Genomic DNA, 22,994 nt, shown 5'->3' with positions numbered 1-22,994 from the left:
GCAGTCACCTTGGCGTGGGGACGGAGAACATCAGCCTGCGGGCGCAGGTCCGTTTGCAGCGGGCGGTGTGTCGTGGCGACGCAGCAGCGCGTACAGCACCGGCATCACCAGCAGCACCAGCGGCAACTGCAGCAACATGCCGGAGATGATCGCCACCGCCAGCGGCTGCTGCATCTGCGAGCCCTGGCCGATGGCCAGCGCCAGCGGCAGCAGGGTCAGGATCGCGGCGAGGGTGGACATCAGGATCGGGCGGGTGCGGTGCTTGCCGGCTTCGTGCAGGGCACCGTGCAGGGCGATGCTCTCCTCGGCATCCTTGAGTTCGGAGAAGTAGAAGATCGCCACCTCGGTGACGATGCCGACGATCATCGTCATGCCCATCATCGAGGAAATGTTCAGCTCGATGCCGCTCAGCCACAGTCCCGCGAACACCCCGGGCAAGGCCAGCAACGGCATTGCCAGGATCGCCAGCGCCACGCGGAAGCTTTCGTACAGGAACAGCAGCAGGGTGAACACCAGCGCGATCGCCGCCAGCATCACGATGGTCAGGCCGCGGAAGGCCTGTTGCTGCTGCTGATAGACGCCGCCGAGCTGGTAGAACATGCCCTTCGGCAGCAGTCCGGGTTGCGCCAGCGCCTTCTTCACGTCGCCGATCACCGCGCCGAGGCTGCGCCCGCTGATGCGTCCGGTCACCGCCACCATGCGCTTGAGATTGTCGCGGGTGATTTCCGGTTGGCCCTGCACCTGCTGCAGCGTGGCCACTTGCGACAGCGGAAACAGATGGCCGTCCGCGGCGCGGATCGGCAGTGAGGCAACCTGGTCGAGCCGCTGGCGCGCCCCATCCGGCAAACGCACCCGCACGCCGACCACCTTGCCATCGACCGGCAATTGCGTGGCGACGGTGCCGTCGATCGCGGCGGCGACCTGGTCGGTGACCGCGGTGGGATCCAGCCCCTGCAACGCGGCCTTGGCCGGGTCGACCTGCACGGTCAGCGCATCGCCCGCCGGGTTGATGCCGTCCAGCACGCCGACCACGCCGTTGATCTTGCCGATCGCAGCGGCAACCTTGCCAGCGGTGGCGTCGAGCTGGGTCGGGTCGTCGCTGTAGAGTTGCACCTCGATCGGTTGCGGCACTGCCACCAGGTCACCGATCAGGTCTTCCATCAATTGCGCCAGATCGATGTCCAGTCCCGGCACCTGTTTTTCCACGGCGGTGCGCACCTGGGTCATCACCTCCTCGGTCGAGGGCCGCGAGCCGCTTTTCAGGCGCACGAAGAAGTCGCCCTGGTTCGCCTCGGTGAGACCGCCGCCCAGTTGCAGGCCGGTGCGCCGCGAATAGGTGTCGACGTAGGGATTGGCGCGGATGATCGTCTCCACCTGGTTGAGCAGGCGATTGGTTTCCTCCAGCGAGGTGCCGGGCTTGGACAGGTAATCGAGGATGAAACCGCCTTCGTCCATCTTCGGCATGAAGCCGGTGTTCACCCGGGTGTAGGCGAAACCGCCCACCAGCACCAGCGGCACGATCAGCAGCAGCATCAGCAATGGCCGTTTCAGCCAGCGATCCAGCACGTGGTGATAGCCGTCCATCATCCGCGTGGTGAAACGCGATGGCGGGTGCTCCGCCAGGTGACGCTGGTCGAGGAAGCGCTCGGCCAGCAACGGCACGGCCACCCAGGTCAGCAGGTAGGAAATGATCAGCGCGCTGGCCATGGTCAGCGACAGCGCCTTGAAGAACGCACCGGTGACGCCGGACAGGAACGCCAAGGGCAGGAAGATCACCACGGTGGCGGCGCTGGACCCGGTCAGCGGGCGGGTGAACTCCCACGCGGCGCCGGCAATGCGTTCATGCACGTCGCCTTCGTCCTGGTGCAGCCGGCGCATGATGTGTTCGAGCATCACGATCACGTCGTCGATGATCAGTCCGACCGCGGCCGCCATGCCGCCCAGCGTCATCATGTTGAAACTCATGCCGAGCACGCGCAGCAGCAGCACGGTGATCGCCAGCACGGCCGGCACCACGATCAGCGCGATCAGGATCACCCGCGTATTGCGCAGGAACACGAACAGCACCAGGCCGGCCAGCACGATGCCGATCAGGATCGCGTCGCGCACGCTGCTGGCCGCGCCGGTGACCAGTTGGGTCTGGTCGTACCAGTTGGCCACCTTCACCCCCGCCGGCATCTGCGGCGCGAAATCGGCCAGGCGCTGCTTCACCTCGGCGGCGATCTGCACGCTGTTGCCCGCCGGCTGCTGGTAGACCTGCAGCAGCACCGCGTCCTGGCCGTCGGCATTGACCCGGATCCACTGCGGCACATGGCTCAGGCTGACGCGAGCCACGTCGGCCAGTCGCACGATGCCGTTCGGGCCCGCGCGCAACACGATGTTGCGCAGCGTATCGACGGTCTTCGGCTGGTTGTCGGCCAGCAGCAGGTACAGCTTGTAGTGATCGGAGACCCGGCCCATCGCCTGGATCGTCGCGGCATGGCTGACCGCCGCCGACACCTCGGCCAGGCTCAGATCCAGCGCGCGCAGCTTGCCCGGATCGACATCGGCGTGGAACTCGGCCACTTCGCCGCCCTGCACGTCGACGTGGGCCACGCCGTTGATGCCGCTGAGCAGCGGGCGCAACTGGTATTCCGCCAGGTCGTGCAAGGCCGAGGGCGACAGCGTGTGCGAGCGCAGGCTGTAGGCCAGCACCGGGAACGTGGTCGGATCCATCCGGCGGGAAGAGACCTGCGTGCCGGCCGGCAGCTGCGGCAGCACCTGGCTTGCCGCGCCGTTGACCTCCTGCAAGGCGGCGGCCATGTCGGCGCCCCAGTCGAAGCTGATCGCGATATCCGCGCTGCCACGGCTGGTGGTGGAACGCACGTCGCGCACGCCGCGCACCCGGCGCACCGCTTCCTCGACCGGCGTGGTCACCTCGATCGCCATCTGGTCGGCCGGGCGATCGCCCGCGTCCAGGGTCAGCTGCACGCGCGGAAACGCCACGTTCGGAAACAGCGCCACCGGCATCAGGAAGGCGCTGGCGATGCCGCCGAGCGTCAGCATCAGGGCCAGGAACAACAGCGAGCGCCGATGCCGTTGCATCCATGCGGTGAGACTCACTTGGCCGCCTCCCGCACCGCATCGCCGTCGTTGAGTTCATACACGCCCAGCACGACGACCCTGGCCTTCGCATCCAGCGGCCCGTCCACGCCCACCGGGTCGCCTTGCCCGCTGCGCAGGGTCACCTTGATCCGCTTGGCGTGGCCGTGTTCGACCTGAAACAGATAGTCGCCATGCTCGTCGTGCAACACGGCGCCGCGCGGCACCGCCCATGCGGTGAAATCCGCGGCGTGGATCTGCGCATCCAGGGGCGCGCCCGCGACCAGGCTGGCGCTGGCGGCGGCCGGCAATTCGACCTGGGCGTTGAGCAGGTGGGTCTGCGGATCGATCGACTGGCCAACCATGCGCAGCGTGCCGACAAAGGTTTCGCGCGAGCCATAAACCGGCTGCAACTGCACCGGCATCCCCGGGCGCAGCCGCGCGCCATCGTCCGGCTGCACGCCGAGCACGGCGAGCAGGGCCTGGGTGGGCGTGAAGCTGAGCAAGGGCGCGTTCGCCGCCACCCGTTCGCCGAGGCCGACCTGCAAGCTGGTGACCAGCCCATCGGCCGGCGCATCGACGGTTTCGCTGGCCGCGCCGCCGCCCAGCGCCCGTTGGGCGTCCAGCGCCGACTGCGCATCGGCCAGCGCCTTGCGCGCCGTGGCCAATTGCGATTGCGTGGCCAGCCGCTGCGACGCCAGTTGTTCGGTGCGCTTGAGCTCGCCCGTGGCGAGGGTCAGGGCGGTCTGCGCCTGCTGGTAGGCGCTGCGCGCCGCCGGATCCGGGGCGATCGTCAGCAGTGGCTGGCCGCGCTTGACGGGCTGGCCCGCAGCCACCTGCAGCGCGGTGACCTGGCCACCGTGGGCGAGACTGATCGAGCGCGCATGTTGCGGATCACCCGCCGCGCTGCCCCAGGCGTCGATGCTGTCGTGGAAGGTCTGTTGCGTCGGCGTGGCGGTGGTCACCACGACTTCGCCCGCCGGCGCCGCCGCTTCGTCTTCATCGGGCGCGGCCTTGCTGCAGCCGAGCAACAGGCCGCCCAGCAGGATCATGCACGGCAGGGAAAGGATGAGGAAACGATTCATGGCGGGGATGCTTGCGTGGAGGCGGGATGGGTGGCGGCCAGATCGGTGTTGCCCAGCAGCGCTTCCAGCGCGATCGACTGTTTGGCGCGCTCCAGTTGCACCTGGCGCAGGTCGAGATCGGCGCCCAGGGCGTTGCCGCGTATCGCCAGATACGTGGGCCAGTCCAGCATGCCGGCCTGCCAGGCACGCTCGGCGGATGCGCGCGCCTGATCCAGTTGCCGCGCATGCGCGCCGAGCGTGGCCAGTTGCTGATCGAGCGTGGCCAGGTCACGGGTGATCCGCTGCATGTCACCGCGCGTGCCCAGTACCCGCGCCGCATAGTCGTCATGCAACTGCTGGCGCGTGGCCCGCTCGATCGCGATGTTGCCGCGGTTGCGATCGAACAGCGGCAGGGTGATGCCGATGCTGAGCCCGTTGGTGTAGACCGCGCTGGTGTCGCGTGCGGTGTTGAAGCCGATATTCAGTGCCGGGAACTGGGCCAGGATCGCGCTGCGCAGCTTGGCCTGCTGCGACTGGTAGCCAGCCTGCAGCGCCAGCAGGTCCGGCCGCCGACGCGGCAGGTCGTCAAGCGCGGCCTGCACTTGCGCCGGCGTGGGCTGGCTGAAATAAGGCGGGCCGACCAGGTCGAGCGTGGCCGTCGGTGCCAGTCCCAGCAACTGGTGCAGATCGCTTTGGGCCTGATGCAGCGCGATCGCGGTATCGGCCAGCCGTTTGTGCACATCGGCTTCGGCATTCAGGCCGGCGCTGGCGCTGTCGTAGGTGAGGTTGCCCGCTTGCAGCGCGCTGCGGATGTAGCCGCTGACCGTGGCAAGCGCCGCCTGCTCGTGCTCGAGTCGCGCCTGCTGCGCGCGCAGATTCACTACCTGGTCGAACAGCAGCCGCGCCTGCGCCACGGTCTGCCACTCGGCCCACAACAGGTCGAGATTGACCTGGCTGGCCTGGCCGCGTGCCGTGGCCAGGCGCGAGGAACGGGTCAGCAAGGCCGTGATGTCTTCGCTCAGGCCCAGGCTGTAGGCCGTGCTGAGGCCGGCACCGGACTGGCGTGGAAAATCCGCCGACAACGCCAGTTGCGGATCGGGCAGCAGGCCGGCCGCGAAGGCCTGCGCCTGCGCAATGCCCAGCTCGTCGCGCTTGACGCGCAACTGCGGGCTGTTGGCCACCGCCAGCATCGCCACCTCGGTCACGTCGAGGCCGTCGCCGGGGTCGAAGCGGTGTGTCGCCAGTGCGGGCAACGGCATGGCCGAGGTCGGCGCGGTGAGTTGCGCCACGCTGTCCGCCCCGGCGCCGCTGCCCAGTGGCAAGTCGGCGTAGGTGGCGCAACCGGACAGGCCCGCCGCCATGGCGAGCATCAGGCTGACCCAGCGGCCATGGCGAGGCGGCACCATGGCGCGGCGCGCGCTCGCAGCGGAATGACGCGTGGCGGGGTGCTTGCCCCGCATCATTTGAAATGATGGATGAAGCCGACCTGGAAGCCGCCCGGCAGCCAGCCGATGATCAGGGGAGAGTTTCGATGCGAGGCCCACAGCCCCACGCCGGTACCCAGTGCGGCGCCGACCAGCACGTCGCTCTGCCAGTGGCCGCGGGTCTTCACCCGGGCGATGGCGTCGTAGACCGGCAGCAGGGCGAGCGCGTACACCGCCGGGTGATCATGGCCGTAATTCACCATGAACGGCGTCACCGCCGCCGAGATGGCGGCCACCTCGCCACTGGGGAAGCTCTGTGCGTGGGTGCCGGCGAAGAAGCGATCCGGATCACTGGTCTGCGAGGGGCGTTCGCGCTGGAAGGCGTACTTGAGTCCGGTTGTGCCGATGCTGGTCACCGCGAGCGCATCCACCGAACGCCAGAAAGTGTCGCCCAGTTTGTCCTGGTCGCCGAACACCAGCGCACCGCCGACCACCGTGGTAATCGTGCCGTAGATCAGCACGTTCTGGTTGGAGCGCTTCCAGATGCCGCTGTTGTCATAGTGGATGCGATGATCGATGCCCAGCGGGCCACCGGACGCCGAGGCGCGGCCCGAGGCAAGCAGGGCAAGGCAGAACAGCAACGATGGCAGGGCGCGCATGCGTTTCTCTCCGACCAGACAGGTGTGCTGGTCTGTGCCGCCCGAAGTTACGCAAGCCGGCTTTCGGTTTGCTTAGAGACATGCCACGCGGGCACCCGCGACCGGAAAGGAGCTGGAAAGGCAGCCTTTCTAAGCTGGGCACCATTGCTGCCCATGTGAGTTCGTGATGCCCGTGTCTGGCTGGACCATCCTGTGTGATTTCGACGGCACCATTTCCGTCGAGGACGTGATCGACTCGCTGCTCGACCGTTTCGGCCGCCCCGGCTGGGAGGTGCTGGAGCAGGAGTGGCGCGCCGGACGCATCGGTTCGCGCGAATGCATGGCCGGGCAGGTCGACCTGTTGCAGATGACGCGCGATGAACTCGACGCGCATCTGGCCGAGATCTGGATCGACCACGCCTTCCCGGGCTTCGTGGCGAAGGTGCGCGAACTGGGCGTGCCGCTGCGGGTGGTCAGCGATGGCCTGGACTATGCGATCCACCGCATTCTTGCCCGTTACGGCCTCGATGACCTGCCGCTGGCGGCGAACCATCTGGCGCCAGCGGAGCCGCCAAGGCAGTGGCAACTGACCTCCCCGTTCCAGGCGGATGGCTGCCGCAGCGGCACCTGCAAGTGCGCCTGCGTGACACAGGCTCGCGAAGGCGGCGCGAGGACACTGCTGATCGGTGACGGCGCCTCGGATTTCTGCGCTGCGGATCGCGTCGATTTCGTGTTCGCCAAGCACCGGCTGATCGAGCACTGCCGCGCCGCCGGCATTCCCTATGTGCCGATCACCGGCTTCGAGGATGCGCTCGAATTCCTGCCCCAGCTGCTCGACGGCAGCCTGCTTGAACGCTCACGTGCGGTGGCGCTGTCGGCAGCCTGAGTTGCGCCGGCCTGCACTCTCCCCCTTGCTCCCCCCGATACCGGACTTCCCATGAATGCTTTCGAAAAGAACACTTCCGTGGTGATCGATGACGCCCAGTTGCTGGCCGACGAGGCGAAATACAGCTCGTTTGGCGACACCGTGCATTACGTCGACCCGCCGAAAATCTTCCGTACCTGCGAAGGCAGCTACATGTTCGACAGCGCCGGCGTGCCGTTCCTCGACCTGCAGATGTGGTACTCGGCGGTCAACTTCGGCTACGGCAACAAGCGCCTCAACAACGTGCTGAAGCAGCAGATCGACCTGCTGCCGCAGGTGGCCAGCCAGTACCTGCACCAGAGCCGCATCGAGCTGGCCAAGGCGGTGGCGCTGGACGCGAAGAAGAAGTTCGGCTTGGACGGGCGCGTGCACTTCAACGTCGGCGGCGCGCAGGCGATCGAGGATTCGCTGAAGATCGTGCGCAACGCACGCAACGGCAAGAGCCTGATGTTCGCCTTCGAGGGCGGCTACCACGGCCGCACCCTGGGCGCCTCGTCGATCACCTCCAGCTACCGCTACCGCCGCCGCTTCGGCCACTTCGGCGAGCGCGCGATGTTCCTGCCGTTCCCGTACCCGTTCCGCCGCCCCAGGGGCATGACGGCCGAAGAATATTCCGACAGCTGCGTGCACCAGTTCGCGCGCCTGTTCGAGACCGAATACAACGGCGTGTGGGACCCCAAGACCAACCAGTGCGAATACGCCGCGTTCTACGTCGAGCCGATCCAGGGCACCGGCGGCTACGTCGTCCCGCCGATGAACTTCTTCAAGGGCCTGAAGAAGGTGCTCGACCAGTACGGCATCCTGCTGGTGTCCGACGAAATCCAGATGGGCTTCTGGCGCACCGGCAAGCTGTGGTCGATCGAGAACTTCGGCGTGACGCCGGACATCGTGGTGTTCGGCAAGGCGCTCACCAACGGCCTCAACCCGCTGTCCGGCCTGTGGGCGCGCGAGGAACTGATCAACCCCACCATCTTCCCGCCCGGCTCCACCCACTCCACCTTCAACTCCAATCCGCTCGGCACCTCGCTCGGCCTCGAAGTCATCAAGATGGGCTACGAGCTGGACTACGAGACCAGCGTGCCGAAGAAAGGCGCGCACTTCCTCGCCGGCCTGCGCGAGCTGCAGAAAAAGCACAAAGAAATCGGCGACGTCGACGGCCTCGGCCTGGCGCTGCGCGCCGAGATCTGCACCGACGACGGCTTCACCCCGAACAAGGCGCTGCTCGACAGGATGGTCGACATCGGCCTCGCCGGCGACCTCACGCACAACGGCAAGAAGATCGGCCTCGTGCTCGACGTGGGCGGCTGGTACAAGAACGTGATCACCTTCGCGCCGTCGCTCGACATCACGCACGAGGAGATCGATCTGGCGATCGCGCTGCTGGATCAGTTGCTGACGAAGGCCAAGAAGGGCTGATTTGCGCGGCGTGGATCAAAGGCTCGGCAGGTGGCTGCCGGGCCTTTTTCATGCCCGCGACTTTTTCCCTCTCCCCGCCATGCCGGCGAAGACAGGCATCGCACTTCATTCGTCCCGACAGACGCCGAATGCCACTGTAGGAGCGCGCTCGCGCGTGATGCTTTTGCTTGGCGCGACGGCATTTGAGAGCAAGAGCTTTCGTCTGCCTTCGGCAGCCGAGTTACTTTCTCTTTGCGTGGCCACGCATGCGCAGGAGCGCATGCGAACGGCGAAGCCGGCCCGAAGGGCGGAGGGCAGGATGCCCGGAGTAAAGAGAAAGTAACCAAAGAGAAAGGCCACCCCGCTTGGCGCTTGCCGGGCTCCTGCCCGGCAAGTCCGTGAGCCGGGGCCGGGCTTTTCGACAGCACATCCATGTGCTGGCGAAAAGGCATCGGCATCGGGCAACCGCTCCTGCGTTGCCTCAACTCGGGCATCCATGCCCTCGCCATGCCGATGCCCCGCTGCGCGGCCTGTCGACCCCGACTCACCGCCGCACAGGGGCCCCGGGTAGAGCAGCGGGCCATCCTGGCCCGCACTCGGTGCGCAACCGCTGCGCGGTTGCGAGAGCAGGGCGCTGCGGGCAAAGGGAACGTCTTCTATCGGCCAGAAGCGGCCTGTAGACATCTAATTTTTGGTGTCATCTACCGGCCTGCGGTAGCAGGTCATCCCATAGACTAGATCCCTAGCCAACATTCTGGGGGAGTCGTGACGACGCATCGAATTCCAGCTCATGCCGAGTTCGTTGGAGAATGGTTCCTTCCTTCTAGCGAGGAAGAAGCACAGAAGATTCCTGGGACTCTTTCATGGACTTCCCAACAGGCGTCCCTGGAACTGCACGACAGCTTCACCCCTCTTCGTGGTGCCATATACGGGGACGAGGTCCACACTTACCCCACCGTCTATGGAGCGACGACCAAAAGCGAGCTCGTCACGCTCCTAGACGCATCGAGAGCAGGCGCGGGCCTAAGCATCGGCCCGGCTGGCTTTAGACAGCCCGAGAGACTAGTTTCCAGCTGGGTCGTCGTCGGCGCGCACGTCGATGCACAGACGCTCTATAGCGAGATTCGGGTTCGCATACCCGGGTTGCAGATATGGCTGTGCCCATCCGGTATCGAGCAAACCATTCTCCATAAGACGAAGGAAACGGCACCTAGCGTCATCTACCGCATTGAGAGCTTGCCGGAGGAAAAGAGCGAGATTTCTTCACCGCCAGCCACTCTAGGCTGGGGCATAGACAGGACCTTCTCGGGAGACCTAATCACCGAAATTTCGGTCATGACTTCCGCATGCCTTCGGATACAGACCAACACGCCGCAGAATCTTGACTGGTTTTTTGCGCAGCTCGGCAAGGTAACGACACTGCTCGCCTTCTTGGCGGGTACTCCAATGGCACCCGACGAAGTTACCGCTAAGGTTGCAAACTCCGATATCAGCGTTGCGGTCTTGGTTGCCCTGCGTGAGGCGAACTATTGCGCCCATCGGAAGCCCAGCGACTTCTACATGCTTCGCAGCAACATGGATGCGGATCTCGGCGCCACCTTCGCGAAGTGGTTCGAGCTATACGATCAAATCGCGATGCCGTGCCAACTGGCTCTGAGCGTGTTGTCATCGGAGAACCTCTGGCTGCATGTCGAATTTCTATCGCTAATGCAGGCTCTCGAGGGGTTTCATCGCGCGACCATGCCCGGACTCTATACCTCAGAAGCGAACTACGAAACGGTCAAGCACGCCCTAAGCAATGCGATACCGAAAACTATTGGGCCGGATCATAGGGATGCGCTGAAATCGCGCATCCGGTACGGCAATGAGGTCTCTTTACGTAAGCGCCTTGACGCGCTGGTCAGCCGCCTGAAGCTTCCCCTGAGGAGGCATATCCTCGGTGGAGACGGCGCCGTACCTCGAAGCTGGGTCATCACCCGGAACTACTACACCCATTGGGACGAAGCTTCCAGGGAACTGACGTTGGATGGTGTCGAGATGCATCGCGCGGGCGTGCGCATGCGGCACCTTATCCGAGCCTTGTATCTGGATTTTGTGGGTGTTCCCCAATCAGCTATCGCGAAGTCGCTTCTCAATGCCTGCAAGGACAGCCAATACCTTATCCAGCTCAACAACGCAGAACACAGGAAGAACCATCCTGAAGCTGAAACGACACCAATGATGTATATCGGCGTGAAGGACGCTGAAAGTCCGAACGAATCGTCGTCTTGAGCTGATCTATCCATGAGCCGAACCCCGGACCGAAACCAGCCTTGCCCATGCGGCAGCGGAAAGAAGTTCAAACGTTGCCATGGCGGACCAAATGCCGACTATGAGGAAATGATTTCTCGCGGTGCCGCCGAGGCTCAGCGCCAGACAGCCATTCATCGTGTTCAAAGTGAGCGGCAACAGGGGCTAGGACGCGGCATCCTTTCTGCTTATGCCGACGATACTCGCATCGTCGTCGTCGGCAAACGCATATGCTGGGGAAAGTGGATGACATTCCACGATTTCCTCTACGCCTACATCATCGACGTTCTAGGGCGAGAGTGGTTTCAGGTCGAGGCGGCTAAGGCCTCTGATTTTCGCCATCCGGTCTTACGATGGCGCGAGCGACTGATAGCCCTATCCAAAATCCGACCCGCAGAACCCGGCCAGGTAAAACAAATCCAGATAACCGGCGCTGTCAACGCTTATCTGACCTTGGCCTATGACCTTTACACCTTGGAACACAACGCCGACCAAGCCAAGACGTCTGGGATCCAAGATCGGCTGCTCCATCGGTTAAAGCATCTAGACCAGTTCGTGGGTGCCCGGTACGAAATCCGTGTCGCAGCCATGTTCCTCCGGGCTGGCTTCGATCTGTCTTGGGAAGACGAGACGGATCGCTCCACGACCCACGGCGAATTCACGGCAACTTACCCGAAGACCGGGAAGAGCTTCTGGGTCGAGTGCAAGATGCGAAATCAATGCCCCACGGCCAAGTCTCAAAAGGGATTTGGCAAGTTCGTTGGCTTGGTTAGCGATGCGCTACAGAAAATTACGTCGATCGAGCGATTGGTCTTCGTGGACATTAATACGCCAGCCAAACCTCGCGTCGCAGGAAGCCACTACGACTGGCGAACGGCCGCAGTTCACGCGCTCCGGCTCTTTGAAGGAAGCAAGGACGCAAGCGGTCTACCCAACGCTCTCGTATTCATTACGAACTTCCCAGATCACCACCATCTGGATGAGGTTGTCGCCGACGCCGGGGCGATCCTTGAAGGGTTCAAGATCGACGAATATCGAACAGGGCAGACCACTACGGTCCGCCAAAAGATCGAGCAAAGAGAGCGACACCCGGAGATCGAGGCGTTCTTTGCATCGATGATGGAACACAACGAGGTGCCATCCACCTTCGACGGCGATATTCCCGGTCTGAATGAGGAGCAGCGGCTCCTGATAGGGCAGCGTTATGAAATGGATGATGGGATGATCGGCAGGTTGGAAGACGCCTGCGTGGATGAGCAGAGCGGAAGGGTCTGGCTGGTCATGCACTTGGAAGACGAACGGCGAGTTATTTACCAGAACCAGTTGACCGAGCGAGAGTTCGCCGCCTGGAAACGCTATCCAGAGACGTTCTTTGGCGATGTTCGCCACCCGCAAGGCAATATTGATGACCCGATGGAGATTTTTGACCGGTTACTTGATGTCTATTCGCAAACACCAAAAGAACGACTTTTGGCGTTTTTGGCTCCCGACCCTGGGCCCAACCGCGACGCCTTGGCTCTCTTGGAGCAGCCGGCGCTCGCAAGGCTTTATGCCGAGAGCATCACCAATTCAATGTTGCACCAAGCCGGGCCGCAGCCGGTTCCTGCCAATATGCAGAGAATGCGTAAGCCTCCCACCAGATGAGATCAGGGCGGCTTGGCTGTCTGCCAACCGGACCAACTTCGAAATTTAGGTAGCCACGCCGAATGTCCGCTTCGGGTCGGAAGCGGACTTATGATGGGGTTATGACATCCGCCGCCCAGCAATCCGATCAGTTCGGTGCCGCCCTCGAGCGCTCGCGTTCGTTGGGCGCGGTGATCGAAGAGACATGGCGCTGCTTGAAGGATAGCGACGAGCCGAGGCTTAGGGTTCCCGCTGGCCTATGCGGCATATCTCTGGATCATGGTCGAGCGATTCGGCTTCTGCTTTCGGTGTCGCCTCCATCTGCGATAGCGCTTCTGCGCCCTCAGTACGAAAGCTTCGTGCGAGCAGTCTGGGCTCGACATGCCGCACGCCCAGGAGACCTCGACCGACTTCTGGCGCCGCTTACGCTTGAAAGCCAACAGGCAGCGAAGAGGCTGCCTGGCGTACCTGACATGTTGGCAGCGATCGACAAGACTGGTCCGAGGGGTGCCGGGGCGCTCCTAGCTAGAGCGAGAGAACGCCTCTGGGATGGTTTGAACTCCTTCATCCACGGCGGCATTCACCCGTTCCGGCGCGGGCAAGAAGGCTATCCGCTATCGCTGCTGACCGATCTGCTCAAGAATGCCAACGCGTTGTCGGTTCTGACTTTGCTGGTGTTGGCGGAGTTAACAGATGACCCGGCTATCGTCGAAGTTCTTCATGCCCTGCATTGGGAATTTCAAGACATCCTGCCGCCACTTGAGCCGTTCGTGAGCTGACGTCCGGTCACAGTCGCAAGCGGTCGCTCAGCAATTGGCTCTGCAACTCTTGCCTCGTGGAGGAGCATGACAGGCCGCGCACAGTGCTGTGGCTTTGCTCCGGCTTTCTCCAACAGTGCGGGCCAGGATGGCCCGCTGCTCTACCCGGGGCCCCTGTGCGGCGGTGAGTCGGGGACGACAGGCCGCGCAGCGGGCGAGGCCAGGGATGGACTCGCCTTTTCGCGCGGGCAGGATGCCCGCTCGAAAAGCCCGGCCCCGGCTCACGGACTTGCCGGGCAGGAGTCCGGCAAGCGCCAAGCGGGGTGGCCTTTCTCTTTGGTTACTTTCTCTTTACTCCGGGCATCCTGCCCTCCGCCCTTCGGGCCGGCTTCGCCGTTCGCATGCGCTCCTGCGCATGCGTGGCCACGCAAAGAGAAAGTAACTCGGCTGCCGAAGGCAGACGAAAGCTCTTGCTCTGAAGTACCGGTGCACCGAACAAGAGCATCGCGCGCAAGCGCGCTCCTACAAGGGCACGCGTCGTCTTGCGCGAGGGCTGAAGTGCGACTCCTGCCTGACCAGCCTTCGGCTGTTGAAAAGCGTCTCGCAGGAATGACGAGCGAGAGGCAAGCTTGTTTGAGGCGCCCCGCTCAGGGCGCCCGCTTCAACGCCAACACCGCGTTCAACCCCCCGAACGCAAACGAATTGCTGAGCACCGCCCGCACCGGCATCTCGCGCGCCACGTTCGGCACATAGTCGAGGTCGCAAGCCGGATCGCCCTGGTCCAGGTTCGCGGTGGGCGGCACCACGCTGTCGCGCAGCGCGCCGATGGCGGCGACCAGTTCCAGTGCGCCGGAGGCGCCGAGGGCGTGGCCGTGCATGGACTTGGTGGAGGACACCGCGAGGCGATCGGCGTGTTCGCCGAAGGCGAGGCGGATGGCGCGGGTCTCGGTGACGTCGTTGGCCTGGGTGCCGGTGCCGTGGGCGTTGATGTAGTCGACGTCCTGCGGCGCGAGGCCGGCATCGTCCAGCGCCTGGCGCATCGCGTTCGCGGCGCCTTCGGCGCTGGGCATCACGATGTCGCTGGCGTCGGCGGTCATGCCGCTGCCGGCCAGTTCCGCGAGGATGGTGGCGCCGCGCGAGCGCGCATGCTCCAGCGATTCCAGCACGAAGATGGCGGCGCCCTCGCCCAGCACCAGGCCGCGCCGGTTCGCGCTGAACGGACGGCAGGTGTCGTCGGCCACCACGCGCATCGCTTCCCATGCGCGCAGCGCGCCGTAGGTGAGGCAGGCCTCGGTGCCGCCGGTGACGGCGGCGTCGGCCATGCCGAAACGGATCATCTGCGCGGCCTGGATGATGGCGTGGTTGGCCGAGGCGCAGGCACTGGCCACGGCGAAGGTGGGGCCGCGCAGGCCCCAGGCGATGCTGATCTGGCTGGCCGAGGCGTTGGTCATCAGCCGCACGATGGTCAGCGGGTGCGCGCGCGGGGCGTTCTCCGCGTACAGGCGCCGGCTCTGTTCGTCCTGGGTGGTCTCGCCGCCGACGCCGGTGCCGACGACCACCGCGGTGCGCAGGCCGAGCCCGTGGCGGGCGAACTCCAGCCCGGATTGCGCCACCGCCTCGCGCGCCGCGTGCAGCGCGAATTCCGAGGTGCGGTCGAGCGTGGGCAGGATGCGCTCGTCGAGGTTGGCCGCCGGGTCGAAGCTGGCCGGCACCTGGGCGGCGATCTTCACGCGCAGTCGTTCGGCGTCGGGGTGGCGCAGCGGGCCGATCGCGCTGCGCCCCTCGCGCAGGCCTTGCCACAGTGCCGCGGCGCCGACGCCGAGCGGGCTGATCGCGCCCATGCCGGTGATCGCCACGCGGCGCAGCGGCAGGCCCTGCATCAGGCGGCTCCTTCGCCGGCGGCGGCCTTGTCGGCCAGCGCCTTGTCCACCGCGTCGACCAGGCTCTGCGCGGTGTCGCTGTCGAAGTTGGCGCCCTGCTGGTCGGGGAAGTTGATGTTGAAGTGTTCCTCGATGTCGAAGATCAGCTCGATCGCCTCCAGCGAGGCGACGCCCAGATCCTTCAGGGTGGAGCCGGGTTTCACGTTGGCGACGTCGGTCTTGGCCTGTTTGGCGATGATCTCGAACACTTGCTGCTGGGTGGTGGCGTTCATGGCATGTCCCGGGTGGCAGGCGGCAATGGAAGGCTGGCGCAAGGTGGCTGACGCAAGCTGACGGCCTCAGTCTAGGCACGCTCGCTTACTCATGCCTTTCATTGCGCAACTGGAGCCGGACGCGCTGCTGGCGGCGTTCACGGCCGAACCGCCGGCCGGTTTTGAGGTGGACCGCTCGCCGCAGGGCATGCCGGCCTTCGTGGCGCCGTTCGACCTGCTGACCAGCGCCGACGACGCGTTGCGCCGCCGCGTGGCCGCGCTGCCGCTGTACCGCCACTGGAGTGCGCTGCTGCGCTGGCGCACGCGCTTCGCCGGCAGCACCGTGACCGAGTACGCGCCGTTGCCCGCTGGCGTGCCGCCCGCGCAGCTGGCGCAGGGGTTGAAGGACGCCTTCGGGCGCGACTGCCAGCTGCTGGTGGTGAAGGACATCGCGCAGGATTCGCCGCTGCTGGACGCGGCGGCGAACGCCCACGCATGCGCCGTCGCCGCGGCCTGCGTAGCGGCCGGCTTCGTGCTGCTGGAAGGCCAGGCGCTGGCCTTCGTACCGATCGACTTCGACTCGATCGACGCCTACCTGGCGCGGCTCTCGCCCGGCCGGCGGAAGAACATCCGGCGCAAGCTGCGTTCGCGCGCCGAACTCGACATCGAGGCGGTGCCCACCGGCGACGCGCGCTTCCGCGACGCGGCCACGCTGGCCGCGTTCCATGCGCTGTTCGACAACGTGTACGCGCAAAGCACGATCCATTTCGACCGCCCCGGCGCGGCCTTCTTCCGCCGGCTGCTGCAGGACGCGACCGGCGGCGGCGTGGTATTCGTCTACCGCCACCGGGGCCGGATGATCGGCTGGAACCTCTGCTACGCATACGCCGGCAAGCTGGTCGACAAGTACATCGGCTTCGCCTACCCCGAAGCGCGCGAGCACAACCTGTATTTCGTCAGCTGGATGCACAACCTCGACTACGCGCGCGAGCGCGGCCTGACGCACTACGTGGCCGGCTGGACCGACCCGGAGGTGAAGGCCTTCCTCGGCGCCCGCTTCAGCCTCACCCGCCACGCGGTGTATGCGCGCAACCCGCTGCTGCGCGCGCTGCTGCGCCGGCTGGGCGGCCATTTCGAGAGCGATCGCCGCTGGCGGGCGGCCACGGAAAGCGTCGATGGATAAGCTGGCCAACCGCCCGGTGGTGCTCGACATCGACCATTCGACCGGCCCGCTGCCGGATCGCCTGGTGCTGGCGCTGGAGCACTGGCAGGAGTCGATCCGCTTCGGCTGTTCGCTGGCCACGATGCGGCGCTTCCGCACCATGCTGGACGAGCTGCTGCCGGAGCACCACGGCACCGTGTTCACCGGCAGCGGCGACTTCCATCACCTCAGCTGGCCGCTGATCGCGCAGGTGCGCCGCGAGATGCCGTTCCAGGTGGTGGTGCTGGACAACCACCCGGACAACATGCGTTTCCCGTTCGGCGTCCACTGCGGCTCGTGGGTGCGCAAGGTGGCGCTGCTGCCGCAGGTGATCCACGTGCACGTGCTCGGCATCACCTCCGCCGATATCGGCGCCGCGCATGCGTGGGAGAACTACCTGACGCCATTGCGGCGCGGCAAGCTGAGCTACTGGAGCATCGGCGTGGATACCGGCTGGTCGCGCCGGCTCGGCCTGGCGCACGCGTTCCACGGCTTCGACACGGCCGCGGCGCTGGTCGATGCGTTCGTGGAACGGCAGCGCACGCAGCCCGCGCCCAGCTACCTCACCATCGACAAGGACGTGTTCGCGCCCGAGGTGGCCCGCACCAACTGGGACCAGGGCCGCCTGCGGCTCGGCCATGCGCTGGCGCTGATCGGCAGCCTGCGCCGCGGCCTGGTCGGCAGCGACATCAACGGCGAGGTCTCGCACTACCGCTACAAGAGCTGGTGGAAACGCCGGCTGTCGGCGCTGGATGCGCAGCCCGTGATCGATCCTGCGCAGTTGGCCGAGTGGCAGGCTCAGCAGCACGCACTGAACCTGCAGCTGCTGGCGGCAATCGCCGCGCGGTCGTGACGGCGTCGTCGAGCGGGCGCGGTCTGCGCCTGAACCCGCACGGGTCACCGACGCGACACCCGGTCGCGCATCCGGGGTGGAAACCGGTGGCAGTCAGCACCAACCGTGATACGCGCGGCGTTGCGCGTTGGCCTCCGTGAGCAGCCAGGCACGAAACTCCGCCAGTGCCGGGTCGTGCGCACGTGCCGGGCGGTAGGCCAGGTACCAGCTCTCGTATTTCTTTCCGGTGGCATGGAACGGGGCAACCAGCCGGCCCGACTTGAGTGCATCGCTGACGTAGGGAAGCTGGGCCACGGCGACACCCACGCCGTCCAGCACCGCCTGCATGGCCATGGCCGAACTCTCGAAGATCACTTCCGCTTTCGGTTTGAGCGGTGCGCGCAAGCCTGCCGCCTTGAACCACCATGCCCACTGTTCACGCAGATGCGCGACCACGATCAGGGTGGCCTGGCGCAGGTCGCGAGGCTGGCGCAAGCCCTTCGCCAAGGCGGGGGTGCAGACCGGCACCAGGGTCGAAGGAAACAACTCCTCGGCCAGGTAACCGGGCCAATCGCCGGAGCCACGGCGCACCGTGCAGGTCCAGTCGTCGCGCAAGGGATTCATGAGGCCGCCGGTGGCCACGCGAACCTCGATCTGCGGATGATCGTGATTGAAGCCGGCCAGCCGGGGAATCAACCAATGCAACGCCAGGGCGGGAGCAACGCCGACCGTGAGCACCGGGCCGGCGCGCATCGCCGACACCTGCGCGACCAGGCGCGTGATCGCCTCGAAAGCGTCGGTCAACCCGGGCTGCAGCGCGCGTCCTTGCAGCGTGAGTTCGAGCCCGTTGGCGTGGCGATGAAACAGCGCGAAGCCGAGGCGGCGCTCCAGCAGGCGCACGCTCTGGCTCACCGCCGCCTGCGTGACGTGCAACTCGCTGGCAGCCGACGTGAAGCTGCCGCAGCGGGCCGCCGTCTCGAAAGCACGCAGCCCATTCAGCAGGGGAAGGGATCCTGTCATGGCGAGTAGCCCAAGGAAAACTTGTGGTAGCGGCAAGAAATAGTCGTTGGCAATGAGCGATGCCTACGCCTGAAGATAGCCGCTGACAACGCTTCACGGCGCAACACTACCCTTCTCCGCATGGATCGTCGAATGACGCACCCCAAGGTTGGCTTTTCCCAGGTTTATCGCGACCCCGTCCGGATTGCCGAAACCGGGAGCGGCTGCGGGGGCAGGGGTGCCTTGCGCCTCGATCGCCCCTCGGCGGCGGCTCCACGGCATGGATCGACTCCGTGAACTTGTCCGCGCCGTTCATCGCGCGGCCGGTCGCGACGGTACTGCTGATGGCGACAGTGGCCTTGGCCGGCATGGTCGCGTTTCCCTTGCTGCCCGTCGCCCCGCTGCCGCAGATCGACGCGCCGACCATCCAGGTCACGGCAACGCTGGCAGGGGCCAGCGCGCAAACCATGGCATCGTCGGTGGCCACGCCGCTGGAGCGTCAGCTGGGCCAGATCGCCGGGGTCAGCGACATGACCTCGTTCAGCGCGATGGGGGCGACCTCGGTCACCGTCCAGTTCGACCTGGATCGCAACATCGACGCGGCCGCGCAGGACGTGCAGGCAGCGATCACGGCAGCGGGCAACAACTTGCCGCGGGCGATGACCACGCCGCCAACCTACAAGAAGTTGAACCCGACGGATGCACCGATCCTGGTGCTGGCGGCAAGTTCCGACGCGCTGCCGCTGACTGCCGTCTCCGACGCTGTCGACAACTTCCTGGCGCGCAAGATCTCGCAGATACCGGGCGTGGCCCAGGTTTCGCTGGGTGGCGCGCAACAGCCTGCGATCCGGGTGCAGGCCGACCCCGGCCGGCTCGCGGCGGTCGGGTTGACGCTCGAACAAGTGCGCACGGCGCTGGTCGCGGCCACCACCGACGCCGCCAAAGGCGCGATCGATACCCCCACGACGAGCTTCGCGATCACCGCGAACGATCAGATCATCCATCCGCAACCGTTCGAGGATGTCGTGCTTGCCTACAAGCGTGGCGCGCCCATCCGCGTGCGCGATATCGGGCGGGCCGTCGCCGCGGCCGCCGATCGCAACGCGGCGGCGTACCACAACCATCGACCGGCCATCCTGCTCACGGTATACAAGCAACCGGACGCCAACGTCATCGCCACGGTCGAGCGCATCCAGTCGGAACTTCCCCGGCTTGTCTCCGACATCCCCCGCGCCATCACCATCGATACGGTGCTCGACCGTACCGTCACCATCCGCGCCGCGGTACGCGACGTCGAGTTCACCCTGGTGCTGGGGGTCATCCTGGCGGTGCTGGTGGTGGGGCTGTTCCTGCGCAACCTGTGGGCGACCCTGGTGCCGGGCATCACCATCGTGCTCTCGCTGCTCGGCGCGTTCGCGGCGATGTGGCTGTTCGGATTCAGCCTCGACAACCTGTCCCTGATGGCCTTGACTCTGGGCATCGGCTTCGTGATCGACGACGCAATCGTGGTGGTCGAGAACATCCAGCGTCACGTCGAGAACGGCTTGCCGCCGATGCAGGCGGCGCTCGAAGGCTCGCGCGAGATCGCCTTCACCGTGTTCTCGATCAGCCTGTCGATGCTCGCGGTGTTCGTTCCGCTGCTGTTGATGGGCGGCATCGTCGGCCGCCTGTTCCAGGAATTCTCGTTGACCATGATGGCGTCGATCATGGTGTCGATGCTGGTGTCGTTGACCCTGGCGCCGATGCTGTGCTCACGCTTCATGCGCCGCGGGGACGGCCTGCACGGCCGTTGGCATGACAGGATCGAAGCCGCGTTCGGCGCGCTCCTGGAGGGTTATCGGCGCACGCTGGACGGCGTGCTGCGTCATCCGGCCACCACGATGGGGGTGTTTCTTGCCACGGTGGCATCGGCACTGGCCCTGGCCATCTGGATTCCCAAGGGCTTCTTTCCGATTCAGGACACCGGGTTGATCCAGGGTTTGGCCGAGGCGGCACAGGGCACCTCACCGGAGGAGATGCGGCGTCTGGAGCGCCAGCTCGACGCGGTGCTGTTGCGCGACCCCGGCGTGGCCGGCGTCGCCTCCTGGACCGGCACGACGGGCGGCAGCGGCTATGCGCAGACCGCCAACACGGCGCGCTACCTGATCGTGCTCAAGCCGCTCGAACAGCGCGAGCTGTCCGCCACGGAAATCATTCGCCGGCTGAAGCCGCACGTCGGCGCCGTCGCCGGTGTCGATCTGAGGTTGAAGCCGACCCAGGACATCACCACGGGCGGCCGCAATGCACGCGGCAGCTTCCAGTACACGCTGCGCGGCGCGGACGTCGATGAGCTCGATGGATGGTCACGGCAAATGCTGGCGAAGATGCGCACGCTGCCGCAGTTGACCGATGTCGCGAGCGACCTGCAATCCAGCGCGCCGCAGCTCTCGATCCATATCGACCGCACGGTGGCCGCACATTTCGGCATTTCACCGCAGACGATCGACGACACGCTGAATGACGCCTACGGCCAACGCCAGATCACTCAATACTCCACCCAGGTCGGCACCTATCCCCTGATCCTCGAGGTCACGCCCGACTTGCAGGGCAAGCTTGCGTCGCTCGATCGGCTGTACGTCCAATCGCCCCTCACGGGTAGCGTGGTGCCGCTGTCGGTGATGACGCGAGTGGATTCCACGAAGGTGGGTCCGCTCTCGGTGATCCATCAGGGATCGTTCCCCGCCGTCACGCTGTCGTTCAACCTGCCGCCTGGCGTGGCGCTCGGCGAAGCGGTCACCGCGATCCAGCAGGCCGCGGCAGCGATCGGCATGCCCGATGGGGTGCGCGGGGCCTTCGAAGGCAACGCCAAGGCGTTCCAGTCCTCCTTGTCGAACATGCCGTGGCTGGTGCTGGGTGCGTTGGTGCTGGTCTACATCGTGCTGGGAATCCTGTACGAAAGCTTCATTCATCCGCTGACGATTCTGTCGACCTTGCCCTCGGCCGGTGTCGGCGCGCTGGCGATACTCTGGATCATGCACATGGGCCTGACCGTCATCGGCATCGTCGGCATCATCCTGTTGATCGGCATCGTCAAGAAGAACGGCATCATGCTGGTCGACTTTGCCGTGGCAGCCATGCGCGAGCGCGGTCTTTCGGCGGTGGAGGCCGCGCGGGAGGCGTGCCTGCTCCGCTTCAGGCCGATCCTGATGACGACCGCGGCGGCCATGCTGGTCGCGCTGCCGCTGGCGTTCGGGCATGGCGTCGGCTCCGAACTGCGCCAGCCACTCGGTTACGCGATGCTGGGTGGACTGGTGCTGAGCCAGTTGCTGACGCTGTACACCACGCCGGTCATCTTCATCTACATGGAGCGCCTGCGAAGCGGGTTAGCGCGCGGGAGTCAGGGGCACGGCGTGGTGGTCGGATCAGGCTGATCGCAACACGGTCTCCAGCACGCCGCAGATCACCTCGACGTCCGCCTCGGTCAGCCACGGGCTGTTGCCGATGCTGAGGCTGCGCGCGGCGAAGTCGCGGGCGTGCGGCACGTCCTGCGCGGGCACGGTGCCGGCGAGGTAGGGGTAGTCGGGCAGGGCGTGGATGAACAGGCGACTGACGCCGTAGCCGCTTTGCCACAGCGATTCCAGCGCGGCGTCGCGGCGTTGCCGGTCGGGCAGCAGCAGCAGGAAGAACGGCCAGGTGCCCCGTGCGCGCGGTGGATCGCCCAGCACCTGCACGCCGGGGATATCGCGCAGCCGCGACAGGCGGCGTTGCGCCTGCATGGCGGCGTGCGCGAGAAACGCCGCCAGGCGCGATGCCGCGTGCGCACCCACCGCCTGCCGCCAGCGGCCGACGCGATGCAGCGGGATCGTCGACGGGAAATCGTCGCCTACCGCGGCGATCTCGTCGCCGCGGCGCAGCGCGCGGCGCAAGGGATTGCCATAGGCCAGCCGCAACCCCCACGGCCGGTACAGCACGGCGTAGCCGAGCAGTTCGAAACACCGGCGCCATTCCCAGCCGGACTGCCGCGGCACGCGCGCCGCCGCGTCGGCCAGCCGCTCGCGCAGCGCGGGATCGCGCGCGGCGAGCAGGCCGCCTTCGTAGATCGACAAGCCCTTGCCGGCGGCCAGGCTGAAGAAGCCGACGTCGCCGGCCAGGCCCACGCTGGCGCCGTCCGCCCGGCGCGCACCCAGTGCCTGCGCGGCGTCCTCGATCACGTACGCGCCAACCCGGCGCGCGACGGCGAGCGCGTCCTCGACGTCGGCGACGCGGCCGGCCAGGTGGGTCGGCACGATCGCCAGCGTGCGTTCGTCGCAGGCGGCGCGCAGCGCGACCGGGTCCAGGTCGTAGTGGCCAGGCACGAGATCGCACAACTGCAACTCCAGCCCGGCCCGGCGCACGGCGATCGCCACCAGCGGGCAGGTGAACGCGGGTACCACCACGCGACGGCGGCGCGGCTGCAGTTCACGCAGCGTGGTCAGCGCGAGCAGAAGTGCGGCGGTGCCGGAGCAGGTCAGTGACAGCGGCGGCAGGCCCAGCAGCGTGGCGACGTCGGCGGCCAGCGTCGGCGCGCCGGGGCGCAGGTCGGCCAGGTGCAGCGGCAGGCCGGCGGTGGGCGGCAGTTCGTGGCGGCGGCGGGGCAGCATGTGCAGCGTGGCCTG

General features: G+C 66.1%; 16 protein-coding genes. 8 read left to right on the top strand and 8 right to left on the bottom strand.

The genetic code is table 11. The annotated features are described in order from the left end of the window. Positions 1-30 precede the first annotated feature (30 nt). From ACFCQI_RS08155 to ACFCQI_RS08140, 4 genes are read right to left on the bottom strand one after another with little or no spacing between them, the layout of a single operon-like run. Entirely contained in the window at positions 31-3,102 is a 3,072-nt protein-coding gene (locus ACFCQI_RS08155; protein WP_395120940.1) for an efflux RND transporter permease subunit, read from the bottom strand. Continuing rightward, positions 3,099-4,166 carry an efflux RND transporter periplasmic adaptor subunit gene (locus tag ACFCQI_RS08150; protein ID WP_395120939.1) on the bottom strand — a complete coding sequence of 356 codons (1,068 nt, stop codon included), beginning with the start codon at positions 4,164-4,166 and terminating at the stop codon, positions 3,099-3,101. Before ACFCQI_RS08150 ends, ACFCQI_RS08155 begins: the two co-directional genes overlap by 4 nt. Further along, positions 4,163-5,551, bottom strand: coding sequence for a TolC family protein (locus ACFCQI_RS08145; protein WP_395120938.1), 1,389 nt, complete (start codon positions 5,549-5,551; stop codon positions 4,163-4,165). The genes ACFCQI_RS08150 and ACFCQI_RS08145 overlap by 4 nt, the downstream gene beginning before the upstream one ends. 53 nt (positions 5,552-5,604) lie before the next feature. Further along, the gene (locus ACFCQI_RS08140; RefSeq protein ID WP_395120937.1) at positions 5,605-6,228 is read right to left on the bottom strand and encodes a phosphatase PAP2 family protein; all 624 of its coding nucleotides are present in this window, start codon (positions 6,226-6,228) and stop codon (positions 5,605-5,607) included. Between the two features lie 166 nt (positions 6,229-6,394). Here ACFCQI_RS08140 and ACFCQI_RS08135 point away from each other — a divergent pair, with 166 nt between their 5' ends. From ACFCQI_RS08135 to ACFCQI_RS08115, 5 genes are all read left to right on the top strand, one after another. After that, on the top strand, positions 6,395-7,093 hold the full coding sequence (locus ACFCQI_RS08135) for an MtnX-like HAD-IB family phosphatase (protein WP_395120936.1): 699 nt from the start codon (positions 6,395-6,397) through the stop codon (positions 7,091-7,093). Between the two features lie 51 nt (positions 7,094-7,144). Then, positions 7,145-8,548: an aspartate aminotransferase family protein gene (locus tag ACFCQI_RS08130; protein WP_395120935.1), complete on the top strand. Its 1,404-nt coding sequence runs from the start codon at positions 7,145-7,147 to the stop codon at positions 8,546-8,548. 744 nt (positions 8,549-9,292) lie between these two features. After that, positions 9,293-10,798 carry a HEPN domain-containing protein gene (locus ACFCQI_RS08125; RefSeq protein WP_395120934.1) on the top strand — a complete coding sequence of 502 codons (1,506 nt, stop codon included), beginning with the start codon at positions 9,293-9,295 and terminating at the stop codon, positions 10,796-10,798. 12 nt (positions 10,799-10,810) lie between these two features. After that, complete coding sequence (locus ACFCQI_RS08120; RefSeq protein WP_395120933.1) at positions 10,811-12,460, top strand: YecA family protein; 1,650 nt, start codon at positions 10,811-10,813, stop codon at positions 12,458-12,460. 62 nt (positions 12,461-12,522) lie between these two features. After that, entirely contained in the window at positions 12,523-13,218 is a 696-nt protein-coding gene (locus ACFCQI_RS08115) for a DUF6988 family protein (RefSeq protein ID WP_395120932.1), read from the top strand. Positions 13,219-13,844: 626 nt separating this feature from the next. Here the strand turns inward: ACFCQI_RS08115 and ACFCQI_RS08110 are convergent. Next, positions 13,845-15,077 carry a beta-ketoacyl-[acyl-carrier-protein] synthase family protein gene (locus ACFCQI_RS08110; RefSeq protein WP_395120931.1) on the bottom strand — a complete coding sequence of 411 codons (1,233 nt, stop codon included), beginning with the start codon at positions 15,075-15,077 and terminating at the stop codon, positions 13,845-13,847. Next, positions 15,077-15,349 carry a phosphopantetheine-binding protein gene (locus tag ACFCQI_RS08105; RefSeq protein ID WP_395120930.1) on the bottom strand — a complete coding sequence of 91 codons (273 nt, stop codon included), beginning with the start codon at positions 15,347-15,349 and terminating at the stop codon, positions 15,077-15,079. Before ACFCQI_RS08105 ends, ACFCQI_RS08110 begins: the two co-directional genes overlap by 1 nt. A gap of 91 nt (positions 15,350-15,440) precedes the next feature. Between ACFCQI_RS08105 and ACFCQI_RS08100 the strand changes: the two genes are divergently transcribed. Further along, a complete protein-coding gene (locus ACFCQI_RS08100) occupies positions 15,441-16,511 on the top strand; it encodes a GNAT family N-acetyltransferase (RefSeq protein WP_395120929.1) in 1,071 nt (356 codons plus the stop codon). After that, entirely contained in the window at positions 16,504-17,382 is an 879-nt protein-coding gene (locus tag ACFCQI_RS08095) for an arginase family protein (protein WP_395120928.1), read from the top strand. The genes ACFCQI_RS08100 and ACFCQI_RS08095 overlap by 8 nt, the downstream gene beginning before the upstream one ends. 93 nt (positions 17,383-17,475) lie before the next feature. Here the strand turns inward: ACFCQI_RS08095 and ACFCQI_RS08090 are convergent, their stop codons facing one another. Beyond that, the gene (locus ACFCQI_RS08090) at positions 17,476-18,381 is read right to left on the bottom strand and encodes a LysR substrate-binding domain-containing protein (RefSeq protein WP_395120927.1); all 906 of its coding nucleotides are present in this window, start codon (positions 18,379-18,381) and stop codon (positions 17,476-17,478) included. 272 nt (positions 18,382-18,653) lie between these two features. Here ACFCQI_RS08090 and ACFCQI_RS08085 point away from each other — a divergent pair, with 272 nt between their 5' ends. Next, positions 18,654-21,770 carry an efflux RND transporter permease subunit gene (locus tag ACFCQI_RS08085; protein ID WP_395120926.1) on the top strand — a complete coding sequence of 1,039 codons (3,117 nt, stop codon included), beginning with the start codon at positions 18,654-18,656 and terminating at the stop codon, positions 21,768-21,770. On the opposite strand, the gene ACFCQI_RS08080 is transcribed toward ACFCQI_RS08085, so the two are convergent. Next, entirely contained in the window at positions 21,762-22,979 is a 1,218-nt protein-coding gene (locus ACFCQI_RS08080; protein ID WP_395120925.1) for a DegT/DnrJ/EryC1/StrS family aminotransferase, read from the bottom strand. The genes ACFCQI_RS08085 and ACFCQI_RS08080 overlap by 9 nt on opposite strands. Positions 22,980-22,994 lie beyond the last annotated feature (15 nt).

The organism is Rhodanobacter sp. FW102-FHT14D06 (genome assembly GCF_043950705.1).
Taxonomy (GTDB): Bacteria; Pseudomonadota; Gammaproteobacteria; order Xanthomonadales; family Rhodanobacteraceae; genus Rhodanobacter.
This window is presented reverse-complemented; position numbering and strand designations above follow the sequence as displayed.

Bases quoted from the DNA above. Each gene is read 5' to 3' on its own strand.
- ACFCQI_RS08130 (WP_395120935.1), top strand. From the start codon at position 7,145: ATGAATGCTTTCGAAAAGAACACTTCCGTGGTGATCGATGACGCCCAG.
- ACFCQI_RS08110 (WP_395120931.1), bottom strand. From the start codon at position 15,077: ATGCAGGGCCTGCCGCTGCGCCGCGTGGCGATCACCGGCATGGGCGCG.
- ACFCQI_RS08105 (WP_395120930.1), bottom strand. From the start codon at position 15,349: ATGAACGCCACCACCCAGCAGCAAGTGTTCGAGATCATCGCCAAACAG.
- ACFCQI_RS08150 (WP_395120939.1), bottom strand. From the start codon at position 4,166: ATGAATCGTTTCCTCATCCTTTCCCTGCCGTGCATGATCCTGCTGGGC.
- ACFCQI_RS08090 (WP_395120927.1), bottom strand. From the start codon at position 18,381: ATGACAGGATCCCTTCCCCTGCTGAATGGGCTGCGTGCTTTCGAGACG.
- ACFCQI_RS08135 (WP_395120936.1), top strand. From the start codon at position 6,395: ATGCCCGTGTCTGGCTGGACCATCCTGTGTGATTTCGACGGCACCATT.
- ACFCQI_RS08140 (WP_395120937.1), bottom strand. From the start codon at position 6,228: ATGCGCGCCCTGCCATCGTTGCTGTTCTGCCTTGCCCTGCTTGCCTCG.
- ACFCQI_RS08100 (WP_395120929.1), top strand. From the start codon at position 15,441: ATGCCTTTCATTGCGCAACTGGAGCCGGACGCGCTGCTGGCGGCGTTC.
- ACFCQI_RS08115 (WP_395120932.1), top strand. From the start codon at position 12,523: ATGTCCGCTTCGGGTCGGAAGCGGACTTATGATGGGGTTATGACATCC.
- ACFCQI_RS08095 (WP_395120928.1), top strand. From the start codon at position 16,504: ATGGATAAGCTGGCCAACCGCCCGGTGGTGCTCGACATCGACCATTCG.
- ACFCQI_RS08080 (WP_395120925.1), bottom strand. From the start codon at position 22,979: ATGCTGCCCCGCCGCCGCCACGAACTGCCGCCCACCGCCGGCCTGCCG.
- ACFCQI_RS08120 (WP_395120933.1), top strand. From the start codon at position 10,811: ATGAGCCGAACCCCGGACCGAAACCAGCCTTGCCCATGCGGCAGCGGA.
- ACFCQI_RS08145 (WP_395120938.1), bottom strand. From the start codon at position 5,551: ATGGTGCCGCCTCGCCATGGCCGCTGGGTCAGCCTGATGCTCGCCATG.